This is a genomic window from Sphingobacteriaceae bacterium (genome assembly GCA_002319075.1).
Taxonomy (GTDB): domain Bacteria; phylum Bacteroidota; class Bacteroidia; order B-17B0; family Aurantibacillaceae; genus Aurantibacillus.
The window spans coordinates 3,093,522-3,110,676 of the sequence record NVQB01000001.1; the positions used below are offsets into that span (position 1 = coordinate 3,093,522).

Here is a 17,155-nt window from a genome sequence, read left to right on the forward strand (position 1 = left end):
TAAGGTAGTAGTTAAAGATTATAAATGATTTTTGGGCTGGGCGAAAGTAATTATTTTAATTGAAATGAATAATTTATGCGTGTTTTTTTCGTTTCTTTAAAACGCATTGTTTTCTGAAAAAATACATAGATACATTTTCTTATTCGGTCTGTTTGGCCTGGGCTTTGGTATGATGATTGGCGCGGTTCCAACAAGTGTTCCTGAGATTATTTTAGGAGCTAACTGGTTGCTCGAAGGTGATTTTAAACGTAAATTCAATCAACTAAAGGTCAATAAAGTATTCTGGGTTTTAATTGCTGTTTTTTGCCTGCATGTTTTAGGGTTGCTTTATACTAGTAATCTATCTGCAGGTAGTGAAGATGTCAAGATTAAACTGCCTTTGTTTATTCTTCCACTTTTTATTTTTAGTGCAAAACCACTTACGCAAAAAGAATTTTATGCTACTCTCTACTTTTTTATCCTGGGCTGCGTGGCTAATACTTTATGGTGCCTGACCTACAGTTTTGTGCTACATAACAACGAAGTAATACGCAATGCTTCGCGTTTTATGAGCCATATCCGCCTCGGACTTTACCTGAATGTGGCGATTGCTTGTTGTGTGTATTTTGCCTGGCGTTCGGAAGCGTTTCTTAAAAAATTGTTGTGGGTGGCTCTGGTTATTTATTTTGTTTTTGTGCTTTATGCTCTTGGTCTTGCCTCCGGACTTATAAATTTCGCCATCCTGTTTTTACTTGCCATTTGCTTTTTTATTTACCGGCAGAAATTATGGGTAAAACTCGCCGGTATTTTAGTTGTGCTTGGATTTATTACCATGGGCATTTATTATATTATGGACATTAAGAAGTCGCAGCTAGATGTACGTTCAGACAAAACAAATGAACCGCAAAACTATGCACCTTCAGGTCGTCCCTATTTGCACTATGGCAAGGGCGGACAAAAAGAAAACGGAAATTATATTTATATAAATGTTCAGCCCGAAGAATTACAAAGAGCCTGGAAAAAGGAATTTGCCGCCGATAGTTTTCACTATGAGTCAGAAACTAATCTTCAGCGCTATGTAGTTCTTGTGCGTTATATGGCTAGTAAAGGACTGAATAAAGATTCTGTAGGCTATACCAAATTAAGCGATGCTGATAAACAAAACATTCAAAAAGATATTGCGAATTTTGAATATCCCTCCTGGTCGTATCTTCACAAACGCACTTATGAATTGGTAAATGAATACGATGAATTTTTAAACGATCGTTTTGTAAATGGACATTCCTTAACTATGCGTCTTTATTTTTGGGATGCAGCGCTTCATGTAATAAAAAAGAATTTTGTATTTGGGGTGGGTACAGGAGATGTGCAGGATCAACTTACAAAGACCTATAGAGAAACAAAATCTCCATTAAATGAAGAGTGGTATAAGCGTCCGCATAACCAATTTTTAACGATTACTACAGCGCTTGGAATTTTAGGATTAGGTGTTTTTTTACTGGGTTTACTATATCCTGCATCAACACTAAAAAATGAGCTTCCGAAATTGTTCTGGCCCTTTTTTCTCATTGCGGTGCTTTCTTTTTTCATTGAGGATACGCTGGAAACACAGGCGGGTTGTACGTTTTATGCCTTCTTTTCAGGTTTGTTTCTTTCCGTTGGGTGGTGGCGAAAATTAAAACACATAGAGACATAGAAAGGATAGAGAGGCCTGGGATAGAACTATTCTTACCGCACTCCCTAAAAAACCTTTGCGTGCTTAGCGTCTTTGCGCGAGAAAAAAAAAACATAGAAACATAGAAAGGATAGAAAAGCCTGGGATAGAACTATTCTTACCGCACTCCCTAAAAAACCTTTGCGTGCTTAGCGTGTTTGCGCGAGAAAAAAACACATAGAAACATAGAAATGATAGAAAAGCCTGGGATAGAACTATTCTTACCGCACTCCCTAAAAAACCTTTGCGTGCTTAGCGTCTTTGCGCGAGAAAAAAAACACATAGAGACATAGAAAGGATAGAAAGGCCTGGGATAGAACTATTCTTACCGCACTCCCTAAAAAACCTTTGCGTGCTTAGCGTCTTTGCGCGAGAAAAAAAACACATAGAAACATAGAAAGGATAGAAAAGCCTGGGATAGAACTATTCTTACCGCACTCCCTAAAAAACCTTTGCGTGCTTAGCGTCTTTGCGCGAGAAAAAAAACACATAGAAACATAGAAAGGATAGAAAAGCCTGGGATAGAACTATTCTTACCGCACTCCCTAAAAAATCTTTGCGTGCTTAGCGTCTTTGCGCGAGAAAAAAAACACATAGAAACATAGAAAGGATAGAAAAGCCTGGGATAGAACTATTCTTACCGCACTCCCTAAAAAACCTTTGCGTGCTTAGCATTTTTGCGCGAGAAAAAAAACACATAGAGACATAGAAAGGATAGAAAGGCCTGGGATAGAACTATTCTTACCGCACTCCCTAAAAAACCTTTGCGTGCTTAGCGTCTTTGCGCGAGAAAAAAAACATATAGAGACATAGAAAGGATAGAAAAGCCTGGGATAGAACTATTCTTACCGCACTCCCTAAAAAACCTTTGCGTGCTTAGCATCTTTGCGCGAGAACTCTAAGTTTAAAAGGCCACAAATTCCTGCGGATTAATAGGAGAGCCATTAAACCACAATTCAAAATGAAGATGAGGTCCGCGGCTTTTTTCGCCGGTATCTCCTACCACGGCAATGGCTTCACCGGACTTAACACGGTCGCCCATTACTTTTAAGAAGGAGGCGCAATGTTTGTAAATACTGATGAGGTTATTGCTGTGTTGCACTTGTACCACGTTACCATCGCTGGCAGAAAAACCGGTGAATATTATTGTTCCATCCAGTGTAGATTTTATCGTCTCATCCTGTTTGGTAACAATGTCCACTCCAAAATGATCTTCCGTTAAATTAAAAGACTCGGTTATAATTCCTTTTACGGGTGTAAAAAAAACCGCTTCAGAAAGTCCGGTATATTTTAATTTCGCAAGGCTACTATTAGTGTTTCCTTTATTTTCTTCATACTCTTTGCGAAACTCGATGTCATTTGAGCTGGGTTGCGTATTTACCTTCGCATATTTCCCGGTAGTATCTTTTCCCGGTTTTGGCGTCTTGGTTTCCACCTTTTCTTCCACCGCTTTTAGTACCGTGCTTAAATAAACGTCACGTGACCCAACGGCTTGTTCTAAAGAATCGGCTTTTATATTCAGATCGAGGATTTGTTTACGCTCTGCAATATCTCCGTACCCAGGAATATACTCTCTCAAAGGCGTAAATGCCACCAGACTTATTACCAGAGTGGTCATAACAATGGTTATTGCCGCCATTCCTATAATAATACCAGCAGGAGACAGGCGGAGAGAGAATTTCTCACCAAAAGTAGTGTCGTTTAGTATCACCAGGCGGTATTTTTTGCTCAGAAAACGTCTGAATCTTTTCCACCGGGTTGGTTTTGGAGTCTCCATAAAATGTAAAGATGCAAAAAATAATAATTTCGTCAGGAAACTTGCAAGACAATTAAAGTTTCCGTAGTTTTGTGCCCGAATTTAAGATAAATGGAGCCACAAGAAAAAATATTAAAAACGTCTTTAGGATTGTTTTTTAAATATGGCATCAAGCATATTACGATGGACGACATCGCCAAAGAGCTTGGTATGTCTAAGAAAACAATTTACCAGTTTTATAAAGAGAAAGACGATTTAGTGAATCAATTATGCAACAATGAACTAAACACTCAGGAAGCTCACTTTGAAGACATGAATAAGTCGGCCAAAGATCCTATTCATGAAATAATGTTAATTTCTGATAAAATGAGGAATATGATGCAAAACATTAATCCAATGTTTTTTCTCGACTTGCAAAAATTTTATCCTACAGCTTACCAAAGATTTATTTCGTTCCGCGAAAACTGCGCCTATAAACTTGTTATTCTCAATATTAAAAAAGGCATTGAAACGGGCGTTTATCGTCCTGACCTTGATCCTGAACTTATCTCCCGTTTAAGAATGGCGCAGATCGACATGTTGATGTTTGGAAATTATTTCTCTTACGAAAAAACAAGTTTTGCAAAAACACATACTGTAGTGCTGGATATTTTTATTTATGGGATCTGCACCATAAAAGGGCATAAGCTATTTAATAATTACAAAAAAATAAACGAAGAAGAATAACTATTATGAAACACCTAAGTAAACTTACACTCATCCTGGTTTTAGTGATGACGATGTATCAAACAGAAGCTCAGGAGGCTAACAAAACAAGTTTCAGTCTGCAGGAGTCTATCGACTACTCACTAAAACACAGTCCTAACTATTTAAATGCGGAACTGGATCTGAAGAGTGCAGATTTCAGACGCAAAGAAATTACGGGTATGGGACTTCCACAAATTGCCGGAAGTATTGATTTTAAAGATTATTTAAGCATTCCAACATCTTTGCTACCGGCGCAAATTTTTGGCGGACCAGAAGGAACTTTCTTACCCGTTAAGTTTGGTACGAAATACAATGCAACAGCAGGGTTAAGTGCCAACTGGAATATTTTGAATAGCGATTATTTTTTCGGCTTACAAGCTCAGAAAGAATATATGAACCTATCTAAAATTAGTGTAACAAGAAGTAAGGCAGATTTAGTTTCTCAGGTAACGAAAGCTTATTATACGGTTGTGATAAGCCGTGACCGATTAAAATCTCTTGATGCTAATATTGTAAAATTGAAAAAAACATATGATGATACCAAGGCTACAAACGCACAGGGTATTATGTTTGAATTGATCGATGTGGAACGTCTGGAAGTACAATATAATAATCTATTGACGGAACAGGAGAAAACTCTAAGACTTATTGAGATCTCTGCGTCCTTATTAAAATTTCAAATGGGTTACGCAGTAAATGATCCTATTACTTTAACGGATAGTTTAAATGTGGAGAGTAACTTTCAGGAGTTAAGCAAAACGGTAGACGTAACACAACGTCCTGATTACAAATTATTAACGTCACAACAAACACTTTTAGATCTGGATGTTAAAAGGTTAAAATATCAATTTCTTCCGTCTTTAACACTTTATGGATCTTACCAATACAACGCACAGCGTAACGAATTTAATTTTTTTGAGGCGTCAAACGGTGATCCCTCAAAAAAATGGTTTAAAGTAGCTCTTGTAGGTGCAACCCTTAACCTCAATATTTTTACAGGATGGCAGCGTATGAACAGGATTGAACAAACCAAGATCACTGCTTATAAAAACCAGAATACGATTAAAAACCTTGAATTAGCAGCTCAACTGGAAGCGAGCACTGCAAGTGTAAATTATACAAATGCATACTCGAGTTTATTGCGTCAGAAAAAGAATCTTGAATTAGCGGAGCATGTTGCTGAGGTGGCGCGCAAAAAATATCAAAGTGGCATAGGTAGCAATATTGAAGTTGTTACAGCGGAGTCAGATTTAACAAGTGCCCAGACAAACTATTACAATTCTGTGTTCGATATGATTGTAGCTAAAACAGATTATTTAAAAGCAACAGGAACATTGGTAAAATAACATTCAAAAATTAAGGAAATGAAATCAAGAAATAATACTAACACCACTACAAAAAATAAAGTTATGATCAAGAATTCTACATTAATGCTTCTGCTAGCCGTTATAATGGTAGCTTGCGGTGGCGGTGGTTCTGATAAAAAAGCAGAACTCGAAAAATTAAAAAAACAAAAAGCTGATCTTGAAGTGAAGATTGCTGCATTACAGGAAGAAGTTTTAAAAAGCGATACCACTATTAAAGAAAAAATAACAGACGTTGTGGCAATACCGGTAACCATTGCTCCTTTCAAAACTTACATTGAAATTCAAGGACGTATTGATGCAGATGAAAATGTATTTGTTTCCTCTGAAATGCCAGGAACTATTACAAAAATTAATGTAAAAGTAGGCGACCAGGTTTCTAAGGGAACTGTTCTTGCAGAAACGGATGCACGAGCTACCCAACAGCAAATAGCAGATTTAAATACAAATCTCGAACTTGCCAAACAAGTATACGACAAAACGAAAAGTCTTTGGGACCAAAAAATTGGTACGGAAATTCAATACTTACAAAGCAAAAACAACAAAGAAAGTCTTGAAAATAAAATTGCAACAATGCAGGAACAAGTGCGTATGAGCAAAATTATTTCCCCTATCAATGGAACTGTAGATAACATCAGTATTAAATTAGGTCAGTCTGTTGCCCCTGGTATGCAAGCTATCAGTGTAATTAATTTTTCTAACTTAAAAGTAAAGGCAGAAATTGCAGAAAGTTATGCAGCGCGCGTTAAAACCGGCAACGAAGTACTTGTTCTTTTTCCTGATACAAAAGATACAATTGCTTCAAAAATTAACTATGCTTCAAGAGGCATTAACGCTTTAACAAGAACATTCGGTGTTGAGGTGTATTTAGATACTAAAGGAGAATACCACCCAAATATGGTAACTAAATTAAGAATTAACGACTACACTTCTCCAAAACCAGAGATTACTGTACCGGTTAAATTTATTCAAAAAGGGGCCACAGAAAGTTTTGTGTTAGTAGCTGAAGGTGGAAAAGCGGTAAAGAAGATCGTGAAGATCAATCATGAGTATGCTGGCATAGCTGAAGTAACTGAAGGGCTAAAAGAAGGCGACATGATCATTACAGAAGGATACGACCTTATTAATGATGGCGACAAGATCGCAGTTGCTGCTCCGGCAGCTAATGAGGCAAAAAAATAATTTTCATAATACGAACACGAAAATAAAGTATCATGTTAGATAAAGTAAAAGAATTTAAACCCTCCAGTTGGGCCATAGATAATAAGGTAGCTATCTATATAGTTACGATCATTATCTGTATCATGGGGATCAGAGCTTATAACTCGCTCCCTAAAGAACAGTTTCCGGATATTACGGTTCCTACTATTTATATCAATACCATTAATGGTGGTAACTCTCCAACCAATATCGAAAACACAATCACCAAACCGATAGAAAAACGTTTGAAAGGAATTTCTGGTATTAAGAAATTTAATAGTACTTCCCTTCAGGACGTTTCGGTAATTGTGGTGGAGTTCCGTACCGATGTAAAAGTAGATATCGCGAAATCAAAAGTAAAAGATGCTGTGGATGAAGCGCGTGCTGATATACCACAAACATTAACACGCGAGCCTATCATTAAAGAAATCGCCTTCTCTGAGATCCCGATCATGTACATTAACATTGCCGGTAACTACGATTTAAAACTCCTGAAAAAATATGCTGAAGATCTTCAGGATAAAGTAGAAGGTTTAAAAGAGATCAACGAAGTAAAATTGGTTGGTGCTCTGGAGCGTGAGATCCAGGTAAATATTGACGCCTATAAATTACAGGCTGCTCAGTTAACAATGGACGATGTATCGCGTGCCATTTCTTCTGAAAACCTTACTATTTCAGGTGGTAATATCCCTTTAAATGGGATGAAGCCAACGATCAATATAAAAAGTGAATTTAAAGATCCGAAAGAAATTGAAGAAATTCTTGTAACCTCTGCAGTAGGTGCGAGACTTAAGATTAAGGACTTTGCAACTGTAGTGGATGGTTTTGAAGAAAAAGAATCTTATTCAAGTTCAAGTGGAAAAAACGTTATCACCTTAAACGTTATTAAACGTTCGGGAGAAAACTTAATTAACGCTGCTGATAAAATCAAAGCCACGATCGAGGAAATGAAAAAGACAGAATTTCCTAAAGGACTTGAAATTACTATCAGTGGTGACCAAAGTAATAAAACGAAGGTTACTTTACAGGATTTAATTAATACCATCATCATTGGGTTTATACTCGTAACGGTTGTATTGATGTTCTTTATGGGAGTAACCAATGCCTTATTCGTGGCGCTTTCTGTACCACTTTCAATGTTCATTGCCTTTTTAATTATGCCAAGCATTGGATTCTCATTTAATATGATCGTGCTCTTCTCCTTCATTCTCGCCCTGGGGATTGTGGTGGATGACGCCATCGTAGTAATTGAAAATACGCACCGTATTTTTGATAATGGTAAACGCGATATTAAAACAGCCGCTAAGATGGCTGTTGGTGAAGTATTCTTACCGGTACTGTCAGGTACCATCACAACACTTGCACCTTTTATTCCATTGGTTTTCTGGTCGGGTATTATTGGTAAGTTCATGTACTTCTTACCTGTTACTTTAATTATATCCTTATTAGCGTCCTTATTTGTTGCCTATATTATTAATCCTGTGTTTGCGGTTGACTTTATGAAGTCGCACGACGAAGAAAGCAAACAACATGGTAAAATAACAAAGGCTGCACGTTTACAATTAATGTTGTATGCTTTTATCGCTATCTGTTCTTATGCAAGCGGACATATTGCTATTGGTAACTTCACAGCTTTCCTGGCGGGTTTCCTTGTACTAAATCGTTTATTGCTTTACAAAGCTATCGAAGCCTGGCAGTTTAGAATCTGGCCTGGTTTTGTAAACCGTTATGTGAAAGTTTTAGAGTGGTGTTTACGTAAACCATGGAGACCATTGGCTTACACATTTATAATCTTGATTTTCTCTTTTGTTTTATTTGCAGTGCGTTCGCCAAAAGTGGTATTTTTCCCTAGTGGAGATCCAAACAACGTTTACGTCTACGTAAAATTACCTGACGGAACAGATCCGAAGATCACCAACGATTTGATGCGTAAAGTGGAAGCGAAAGTAGAAACGGTTCTTGGAAAAAATAATCCTCTCGTTGAATCCATGATCACCAACGTAACTATTGGTACAACCGATCCGCGTGATGGAGATCAAAACTCTTATCCTAACCGTGGTAAAATTGCGATCGCTTTCGTTGAATTCGAGCACCGTCACGGGACTTCTACAACAGACTATTTACAAAAGTTACAGAGCCTGAAGTGGGACCTTCCAGGTGTGGATATCGTTGTGAATAAGGAACAAAGTGGTCCGCCAACTCCTAAACCAATCAGTATTGAAATTATTGGCGAGGATTTTGCTGAGTTAACGCAGAATTCGGAAGACCTTAAAAAATTTATTACTAAAGCTGGTGTTGCCGGGGTTGACAATTTAAAATCGGATTTTGTGAGTAACAAACCTGAAATTGTATTTGATATTGATCGCGAACGTGCTTTAAGAGAAGGTATTTCTACGGCTCAGGTTGCTATGGAAATTCGTAACGCTGTTTATGGTAAAGAATCTACAAAATTCAGAGACGTGGATGACGAATACAAAGTAATGCTACGTTACCAGTTAGATCAAAGAAGCGATATTGAAACTATTCGTAATCTTAAACTCACTTACCGTGATATGAACATGGGTGGAGTAGTAAGAAGTGTGCCTATTTCTGCGGTAGCCAACGTGCGTTACGATTATACTTATTCGGGTATTAAACGTAAAAACGATAAACGTGTTATCACTTTATCATCAGATGTGAAAGATGGTTACAACGCGAATGAAGTAGTTGCTAATTTACAGACAGTGATGAAAGATTATAAAAAGACCGGCGATGTAATTGTGAAATTTGCAGGTGATAAAGAGGAACAACAAGAAACAATGGGCTTCCTTGGAAATGCCATGTTAATTGCTGTTGGGTTGATGTTATTGGTTTTAGTGAGTTTATTCAACTCGCTTGGTAAACCTTTAATCATCTTATCTGAAATTGTTTTCAGTATTGCGGGGGTGCTTATCGGCGTATCTGTCTTTAAAATGGAAATGAGTATTGTAATGACCGGTGTAGGTATTATTGCTCTTGGTGGTATCGTTGTAAGGAATGGTATCTTACTTGTGGAGTTTGCCGAGTTTGCACGTGAAGGTGGAATGAATCTTTACGATGCAGCTATCGAGGCTGGCAGAACGCGTATGACTCCTGTAATTCTTACAGCTACCGCAGCAGTATTAGGTTTAATTCCTTTAGCTGTGGGTTTCAATATTAATTTCGAAACTTTATTTGCAAGTGGAAGGCCTAATATTTTCTTTGGTGGTGATAACGTTGCTTTCTTCGGTCCTTTGAGCTGGACCATGATCTTCGGTTTATTATTCGCAACAGCCCTTACTTTATTATTGATTCCTGCTATGTATTTGATCACTGAAAGATTAAGACGCAAATCAGTAATCATTCTAAAACATTTCGGATTACCTGTAGCAGTAATGTATGTGCCATTTTTAGTTGCCTTTTTACAACTCTTACTTTTTATACAGGGTAAGAAATTAGATTACGGTAACTTAGATTACTAGACTTAAAAGCTCCCTTTAACGAGGGAGCTTTTTTTTTAAATTTGAAATATGAAACAGCTCTTATTTATTTTTCTGACAATTTGTATTTATAACACGGCACTCTATTCGCAGAAACCGGTGGTTACGGTGCCTCAGAAAACAGTTTTACTTGAAACAAAATACTACAGCTTTCAGAGCAATCCACAATTAAACGCACATCTGTACCTGTACAACAGAGCTATGGGCTGCAAATTTAAAAAGGTGCATGAAGATTCTTTAGCCTATTATTCTTTTAAGGACAAACTGAAATTAGTAAAACCCGCAGATCTTAAAACTTTAAACGCGGTGCTGATGTATTACCGCGATTCTTTAACGGCAAAAGATTTATTGCTTGATAGTTTGATGCGTGATTTTACGGATAGATTAAGTCAGGGCACCACACCAACTCTGGCCTGGCAGTTGCGAACACTCGATCAAATCAAGATCTTTCAGCCCTATTTTAATAAGTTGTACTGGAAAGAGCTGGACGCTGAAAATAAAAAGTGGATTCTCGCTACAAAAGATCAGCTGGTAAAACAAGAAACAGCGGTCGTTCCTGAATTGGAAAGAATTTATCAGACACAGTTACCGCAAAGTAAAAAAATAACCGTTGATTTAACTTGTTACGCCACCTGGGCGGGAGCTTATACTTACCATGACCTTATGCCTCACATTATTTTTGCTGCATCACGCGGTTCAAATAAAGGTGAGCTGGCAACAGAAGTTGTTTTTCACGAGACTTCTCATTTTTTGGTAGATAAAGTGGAGGGCAAAATAAAAGTTCTTGCTAAAGGGAAAGATATCCGCAAAACCATTAACCTTTGGCACAACATGATTTTTTACACCACTGGCAATGTGATGGACAAACAGTGGGCAAAAGAAGGCAAATTAATTTTCCCCTATTATGTACAAATGAAATTCGAAGAAAAATTTCCTGACTTTAAAGCCACAGTGGAAGCCTGTAAAGAGTATTGGGATCCCTACATAAGCGGCCAGTCAGATTTAGACGCAGCACTTAAAGCTATTGTAAAATATATCCAGGAAAAAAAGTAAGGAGCTATTTTTAGTGTTTTATCAATTTGATTACTGCATAGTTTTTAGGCCCGTAGCTCAATTTCAGGAAATATATACCTTGCGGATAAATAGCTAAAACGAAATCCGTCTGATTAAGTTCCATTATTTCTTTTTCAGCAAGGAGTTGTCCCAATGCATTCACGAGCATCACTTTTCCACTAAATGGTTTTCCGAAGTCTACTGTTATTTTATCGTTAGCAGGATTTGGATACACGTTAAAATTCATAGCGGCATTTTGTTCTGCGATACCATCGCAAATAGTCACATTCACCAACACATTGTCAAGTGTTGAATAACATCCCTGGAATGATCCGATAATTGTATAGGTGGTAGAGGATGTTGGAGTTACAAGTACCAATGATCCGGTTAAATTACCCGGTTGATAGGTATAGGCGGTTGCACCGGAAGGGAGAATGAGGTTTGGCTGACCAATGCAGATATCCTGGCCATAAATTGCTGTAATAGTCGGTGATGGATTTACAGGAATGGTGATGATGCTGGTTGTTGTTCCGCAGTTCTGACTGCTTCCATCGATAGTGAAAGTTATGTAGCCGGAAGGAATAACCGTTTGAGATGCGCCGGTAAGATTTCCGGGGGTCCATGTGTAAGCGTTGGAGCCTGTTGCTGTTAATGTAGCAGTTGTGTTAGTGCATAAAGGGCTTTGAACAGGACTAACGTTTATGGACGGTTTAGGTATAACGGTTAACGTAATGTTGCTCTCGGAAGAGCATCCGGAATTTGTGAAGGTTCCTGTAACCGTATAGATAGTGGTGGAAGAAGGATTGAAGCTGACAGTGCTTCCGGAAATGTTTCCGGGTTGCCAGTTATAAACGTCAGCACCAATTGCATTTAAGAATAAGGAGTTGCCGGCACAGAGGGTGGTGGTTCCGGGATTACCTAATATTAAGTTAGGAGCTGGATTGACAAAAACCTGCAGGGAGCTAACCGCATAACAAGGGCCATTCATAACAGTAAAATTATAAATGGTGTTAACGGTCGGACTAACAACTATACTTGATGAAGAGGAAGCAACCTGGGCCCAGGTGTAACTTGTTCCTCCAAATAAACTAAGCGTAGCCGACTGACCAACACATAGAATACCAGGCGTAAAGCTTGCATACGCGTAAAGTGTGTAAACTGCAACTCCAACAGTTTCACTGTTACTGCAACCTAAAGAAGAAGTGCCGGTCACAGTATATATCGTGCTAACGGAAGGAGTTATGGGAATGGACGCACCTGTGAGGTTACCAGGACTCCAAATATAGGTTGATGCACCACTTGCAGATAACGAAGCAGGAACACCCGCACATACGCTCGTTTGTGAGGCAGTGGCAATTAATGAAGGCAAAGGCGAAACACTAAGTGGAACAACGGAAGTAGTTGCGCAGCCAGTTAACAGACTTCCCTGCAATGTATAGGAAGTTGAGCTTGCTGGACTAGCGGTTATCATACTACCGCTTGAGGCGCCTGGCAACCATGTGTATGAATTCGCACCACTCGCTGTAAGTGTAGCCGTTTGCCCGGAACAGATACTTGCGTTTAGAGGCGAAATTGTAAGAATGGGAACCGGATTAACCTGTAATAAGACAGTCGTTGTGTTTATACACGTGCCATCAGACACAGCAACTGTGTAGTTAGTGGTAACGGTAGGATTTGTTATCGGACTTGCGCCAGTCAGACTGAATCCGGGAACACCATTCGTCCAGGTATAAGTCATTCCTCCGGCGGCCGCAAGGCTTGCATTTGATCCTGCACAAATAACAGTTGGAACAACAATGGCAAAAACTACCGGTGGAGAATAAACCGTTATAGCCAGCGTATTTGTAGAAGAACAAGCGCCGGTTGTTCCTGTTATGGAATAATTAGTACTTGCACTTGGACCTATTATCTGAGCCGAGCCGGTTATAATGCCTGGGTTCCAAACATAGGTAGCCGCGCCACTTGCGGTGATAGTTGTGGTTTGGCCCTGGCAAAGACTTGTGGGTGAAGCACTGATGTTTAAAGTTGGAGTGGGTGCAACGGATATAGTAATTGCAGTTGTGGAGGTGCAGCCACTGGTAAAACTACCTTCTAATAGACAGGTAAAGGTAAGGGGCGGAGTAACGGTTGTGATACTACCGCTTGATAAAGTCTGTGGCCATAAGTAACTGGTGGCACCGCTTGCCGTTAATGTAGCGGATTGTCCTGAGCAAATACTTAAACTACTGGCTGTGATAGTAAGTGTGGGAACCGGGTTAACCTGAATTAAAACAGTACTTGTAGTCGCACAAAGGCCATCAGATCCTGTTACAGTATAAATAGTTGTGGTGGTTGGAGAGGCGATTGCATTACCGGAATTCCCTAAGCCGTTACTCCATGAATAACTAATCGGACCCCCACTTCCACCTCCGCCTGTAGCCGTGAGAGTTGAGACTTCACCCGCGCATAGGAGTGTGGGAGAAGAAATTGAAAATAGAGTGGGTAGTGGGGCAATGGAAAGGGTGGCCGTAATGCTAGTTGCGCATCCCGAAGGATTGGTGCCTGTTACAGTGTACACAGTGGTAGCAGTGGGATTTAAAGTTTGACTTGCGCCGCTTAAAAATCCCGGGTTCCAATTATAGCTTGAAGCGCCACTTGCCGATAGTATTGCAGTACTACCCGAACACGCGGACGTAGAATTTACGCTCACCACAGGATAAGGATCCACTTGTACAGAAATGGTAGTGTTTGCAATACAAGTGCCATCGAAAGCGGCAACAGAGTAAAGTGTATTTGACAGCGGATTAACGGTGGGACTAGCACCCGTGAGGCTAAAGCCGGGCACGCTGTTCGTCCACGTATACGTCATGCCACCAGCGGCGGCGAGCGTTGAAGTATTTCCCACACAAATAGTTGCTGGTACTGCGATAGCAAAAACAGAAGGTAAAGCATATACACTTACTGCACTTGTATTTGTATGCGTGCAAGAACCATTTGCCCCAACTACTGTATAATTGGTTGTAGATAGAGGAGTAAAGGTTTGCGAATTTCCGGTTAAGCCTCCGGGAAGCCAGGTGAAACTTGTCGCGCCGCTGGCGGTTTTGATAGCAGAATTTCCGGCGCAAAGGGTGGAAGAAGCAGAAACAAGCACGGTAGGTGTGGTGGTAACAAACACAGTCACATGCGATATACTTGTGCAGGTGCCGATAGCTCCCGTGATAGAATAGATAGTTGTAGCGGTGGGACTAAGAGCAGTTGCAGAGCCGCTTAGATTACCTGGCATCCATGTGTATGTGCTGGCGCCACTTGCTATAGATGTGGTAGAAGTACCTGAACAAATGCTCGCATTAGAAACGCTCAAACCTGGAGTGATATTAACGTATAGTGTAAACAGAGAAGCTGCCGTACACAAACCGTTAGCACCCGTTACCGTATATATAGTTTGAGCAGTGGGATTCAAATTTTGAGAAGCCCCTGTTAAATTGCCCGGGTTCCATGTGTAAGAGGTGGCGCCACCCGCGGCTATTAACGTAGACGTGCCTGAACAAATAGTTGCATTGGGAACGCTGACCGTTGGAACATTTGTCACGCTGATCGTAAAAACAGCAGTGGCCGCGGCAAAACACGAACCATTTGCTCCAGTCACCGTGTAAACAGTTGTAACCGTGGGATTTAAATTCTGCGATATTCCGGTAAGATTTCCCGGATTCCAGGTGTAAGAGGCAGCGCCGCCCGCTGTTATTAAAGTAGAACTACCGTTACAAATACTTGCATTGGGAACGGAAATAGTCGGTGTGTTGATAACCGTTAGTGTGCTGCTTGTAGTTCCGATACAACTGCCATTACTTCCCATAACTGTATAGATAGTTGTCGACGCCGGGTTTAAGGTTTGTGTGCTTCCCGTTAACGCACCGGGATTCCAGGTATAACTCGTAGCGCCCGTTGCTGTTACCAGCGTTGAATTTCCTGAACATAAACTTGCCTGAGGAATTACTACAACAGGCGTGGCCACTACCGTTATAGTTTTTGTTAGTACCGTGGATGTACCAAAAGCATTAGCTACTGCTAATGAAACAGAGTAATTGCCGGCCGAAGCAAAAAGAACAGAGGTATTTTGAACAGTGGAGCTTGACGGACTTCCGCCAGTCATAGTCCACGACCAGGAACTGGGAACGTTCGTAGAAAGATCATTGAGGGCAACTGTCTGTCCGGCGCATACCGACGAAGTTAAAACAAAGGAAGCTACGGGCACAGAGAGCAGGCAGTTAGTTGCGGTCAAGGCTGTCATTACAGAATAGCCACAAACCGATGCAGTGGTGTTTCGTGACATCACGTCATTACCTGCATTCAAATTTTGAGCAACCAGGTTGCGGTTATTTTGGGCATTGGCTAAAGCATAATGCATAACATCGTTAGAATTGATAACGTGTGAGAGCTGGTGACCATGTCCTAATTCATGAAGGGCACAGGACTCAAAATCATATTGCGAACCGCTCGCCGCCGTGGGACCAAATTGCCAGGTGATAACGCTTGTAGAAGGTTCGTCGAAACAAATGTCCAATTCGCTTACATACCAATTAACAACGGTGCCGGTGCTACAGCCGCTGAAATAGCTGGTGCAACGGCCGAGTACGCCATTAGGTAATTCAGAACCAATATCAAAACGCACAACACTTACTCCGTCCAACGCAATAACATTTGTAGTTGTAGTACTGCCGGTTAGCCAGTTAATATGGGTAGCACAACGCCAGCTTTGAAGGGCTCTGATAAAGGATGCTTTTGCTGAGGCATCTGAATCGAAAGCATTATACATTTGCCAGGTGATGCCTCCATTGCCATTGAGGTTAACATGTTGTGTATTGTAAACTTTGCCTGTAGTACTGTAGTAAAGGTTTAATTCGCCATAATCTACAGTTAATGTTTGAGCGCTTAATGTAGAACTCCCCAAGACAGTAACACGCACAAGCCCGGTCCCTGCCGTGCCTGTACCCGATCCTGAGCGGGTAGGCACAATCACCTGAATCTGGGTATTGCTCCAGGAAACATATTGCGAAGCATCTGGCTGGATAAATGTTGAGCCGCCATCGTCGGCATTGCTGAATTCAACAATAGAAGTACTCTGCGTTGTTCCGAAGCCGGATCCACTGATGGTAAGAACACTAAATGTTCCGGCGGTAATAGTAAGGGGCGACATTCCCGTGATGGAAGAAATCGTAGAAGGATTATAACCTTTGCCTGCGGAGCCGGAATAGGGAGTAAGCGTGGTGCCAAGGATAGTGGCCAGTTTCTGATAGAGATCGTTGCCGATGCTTGTATAGTTTCTAAAAGGGGCGTGAGCTGATCCATCAACAGCTTCGTATTTAATAAATCCTTGCTGGTCTGCATAAGGACGAAAAGTTGCAAAGCCGAACTGGGATGAGACTTCTTCAAAAGCGTTTAAGGTAAAGATTCCTTCATCACCTATATTTAACTGCAGAGAAGGTTCTACAAGTTGTTTTTTAAAGTCTATTTCTCCACCTTCGGTTATAACTTCTAGAGTCGAGCTGAGCAAAGATCCCTTCATAAGCTGGGAAATCCTCACCAGGTTGGACGTGTATATGTAATTTCCCTCCTGGTTCCAGAAAGATTTTTTTGAAATGATTTTGCCTTCTGCAACTGTGGAACTATTGTTTATTGTCTCCGCCAAAGAAACCGGGTAAAGCGCGCATTGCGCCTTTAACGAATGATTTAAAGCGAGTGAAGAAACTAAAACGAACAAGCGTAGGGTTTTAAGAACTCTTCTTTTTGAAAAATGTTGGATTATAAATTTCATGGGTTTTGTGTGTAGAGTAAAACTATGAAAATTTCTTGAAAGTGCAATAGTAGG

At 40.2% G+C, this 17,155-nt stretch carries 8 protein-coding genes; 6 read left to right on the forward strand and 2 right to left on the reverse strand.

Annotated elements, in window-relative coordinates; all coding sequences use genetic code 11:
- Positions 1-169: 169 nt before the first annotated feature.
- The gene (locus CNR22_13315) at positions 170-1,675 is read left to right on the forward strand and encodes a hypothetical protein (GenBank protein PBQ32711.1); all 1,506 of its coding nucleotides are present in this window, start codon (positions 170-172) and stop codon (positions 1,673-1,675) included.
- Between the two features lie 922 nt (positions 1,676-2,597).
- Here the strand turns inward: CNR22_13315 and CNR22_13320 are convergent.
- Positions 2,598-3,470: a peptidase M23 gene (locus CNR22_13320; GenBank protein ID PBQ32712.1), complete on the reverse strand. Its 873-nt coding sequence runs from the start codon at positions 3,468-3,470 to the stop codon at positions 2,598-2,600.
- A 90-nt stretch (positions 3,471-3,560) separates the two neighbouring features.
- On the opposite strand from CNR22_13320, the gene CNR22_13325 reads away from it, so the two are divergent.
- From CNR22_13325 to CNR22_13345, 5 genes are read left to right on the forward strand one after another with little or no spacing between them, the layout of a single operon-like run.
- On the forward strand, positions 3,561-4,175 hold the full coding sequence (locus CNR22_13325) for a TetR family transcriptional regulator (protein PBQ32713.1): 615 nt from the start codon (positions 3,561-3,563) through the stop codon (positions 4,173-4,175).
- Between the two features lie 5 nt (positions 4,176-4,180).
- Entirely contained in the window at positions 4,181-5,542 is a 1,362-nt protein-coding gene (locus CNR22_13330; GenBank protein ID PBQ32714.1) for a transporter, read from the forward strand.
- A gap of 18 nt (positions 5,543-5,560) precedes the next feature.
- The gene (locus CNR22_13335; GenBank protein PBQ32715.1) at positions 5,561-6,742 is read left to right on the forward strand and encodes an efflux transporter periplasmic adaptor subunit; all 1,182 of its coding nucleotides are present in this window, start codon (positions 5,561-5,563) and stop codon (positions 6,740-6,742) included.
- 32 nt (positions 6,743-6,774) lie between these two features.
- Positions 6,775-10,239, forward strand: coding sequence for a copper transporter (locus CNR22_13340; protein PBQ32716.1), 3,465 nt, complete (start codon positions 6,775-6,777; stop codon positions 10,237-10,239).
- A gap of 48 nt (positions 10,240-10,287) precedes the next feature.
- Positions 10,288-11,310, forward strand: coding sequence for a hypothetical protein (locus tag CNR22_13345; protein ID PBQ32717.1), 1,023 nt, complete (start codon positions 10,288-10,290; stop codon positions 11,308-11,310).
- Between the two features lie 10 nt (positions 11,311-11,320).
- On the opposite strand, the gene CNR22_13350 is transcribed toward CNR22_13345, so the two are convergent.
- Complete coding sequence (locus CNR22_13350) at positions 11,321-17,101, reverse strand: hypothetical protein (GenBank protein ID PBQ32718.1); 5,781 nt, start codon at positions 17,099-17,101, stop codon at positions 11,321-11,323.
- Positions 17,102-17,155: the final 54 nt, after the last annotated feature.

Bases quoted from the DNA above. Each gene is read 5' to 3' on its own strand.
- CNR22_13340 (PBQ32716.1), top strand. From the start codon at position 6,775: ATGTTAGATAAAGTAAAAGAATTTAAACCCTCCAGTTGGGCCATAGAT.
- CNR22_13350 (PBQ32718.1), bottom strand. From the start codon at position 17,101: ATGAAATTTATAATCCAACATTTTTCAAAAAGAAGAGTTCTTAAAACC.
- CNR22_13320 (PBQ32712.1), bottom strand. From the start codon at position 3,470: ATGGAGACTCCAAAACCAACCCGGTGGAAAAGATTCAGACGTTTTCTG.
- CNR22_13325 (PBQ32713.1), top strand. From the start codon at position 3,561: ATGGAGCCACAAGAAAAAATATTAAAAACGTCTTTAGGATTGTTTTTT.
- CNR22_13335 (PBQ32715.1), top strand. From the start codon at position 5,561: ATGAAATCAAGAAATAATACTAACACCACTACAAAAAATAAAGTTATG.
- CNR22_13315 (PBQ32711.1), top strand. From the start codon at position 170: ATGATGATTGGCGCGGTTCCAACAAGTGTTCCTGAGATTATTTTAGGA.
- CNR22_13345 (PBQ32717.1), top strand. From the start codon at position 10,288: ATGAAACAGCTCTTATTTATTTTTCTGACAATTTGTATTTATAACACG.
- CNR22_13330 (PBQ32714.1), top strand. From the start codon at position 4,181: ATGAAACACCTAAGTAAACTTACACTCATCCTGGTTTTAGTGATGACG.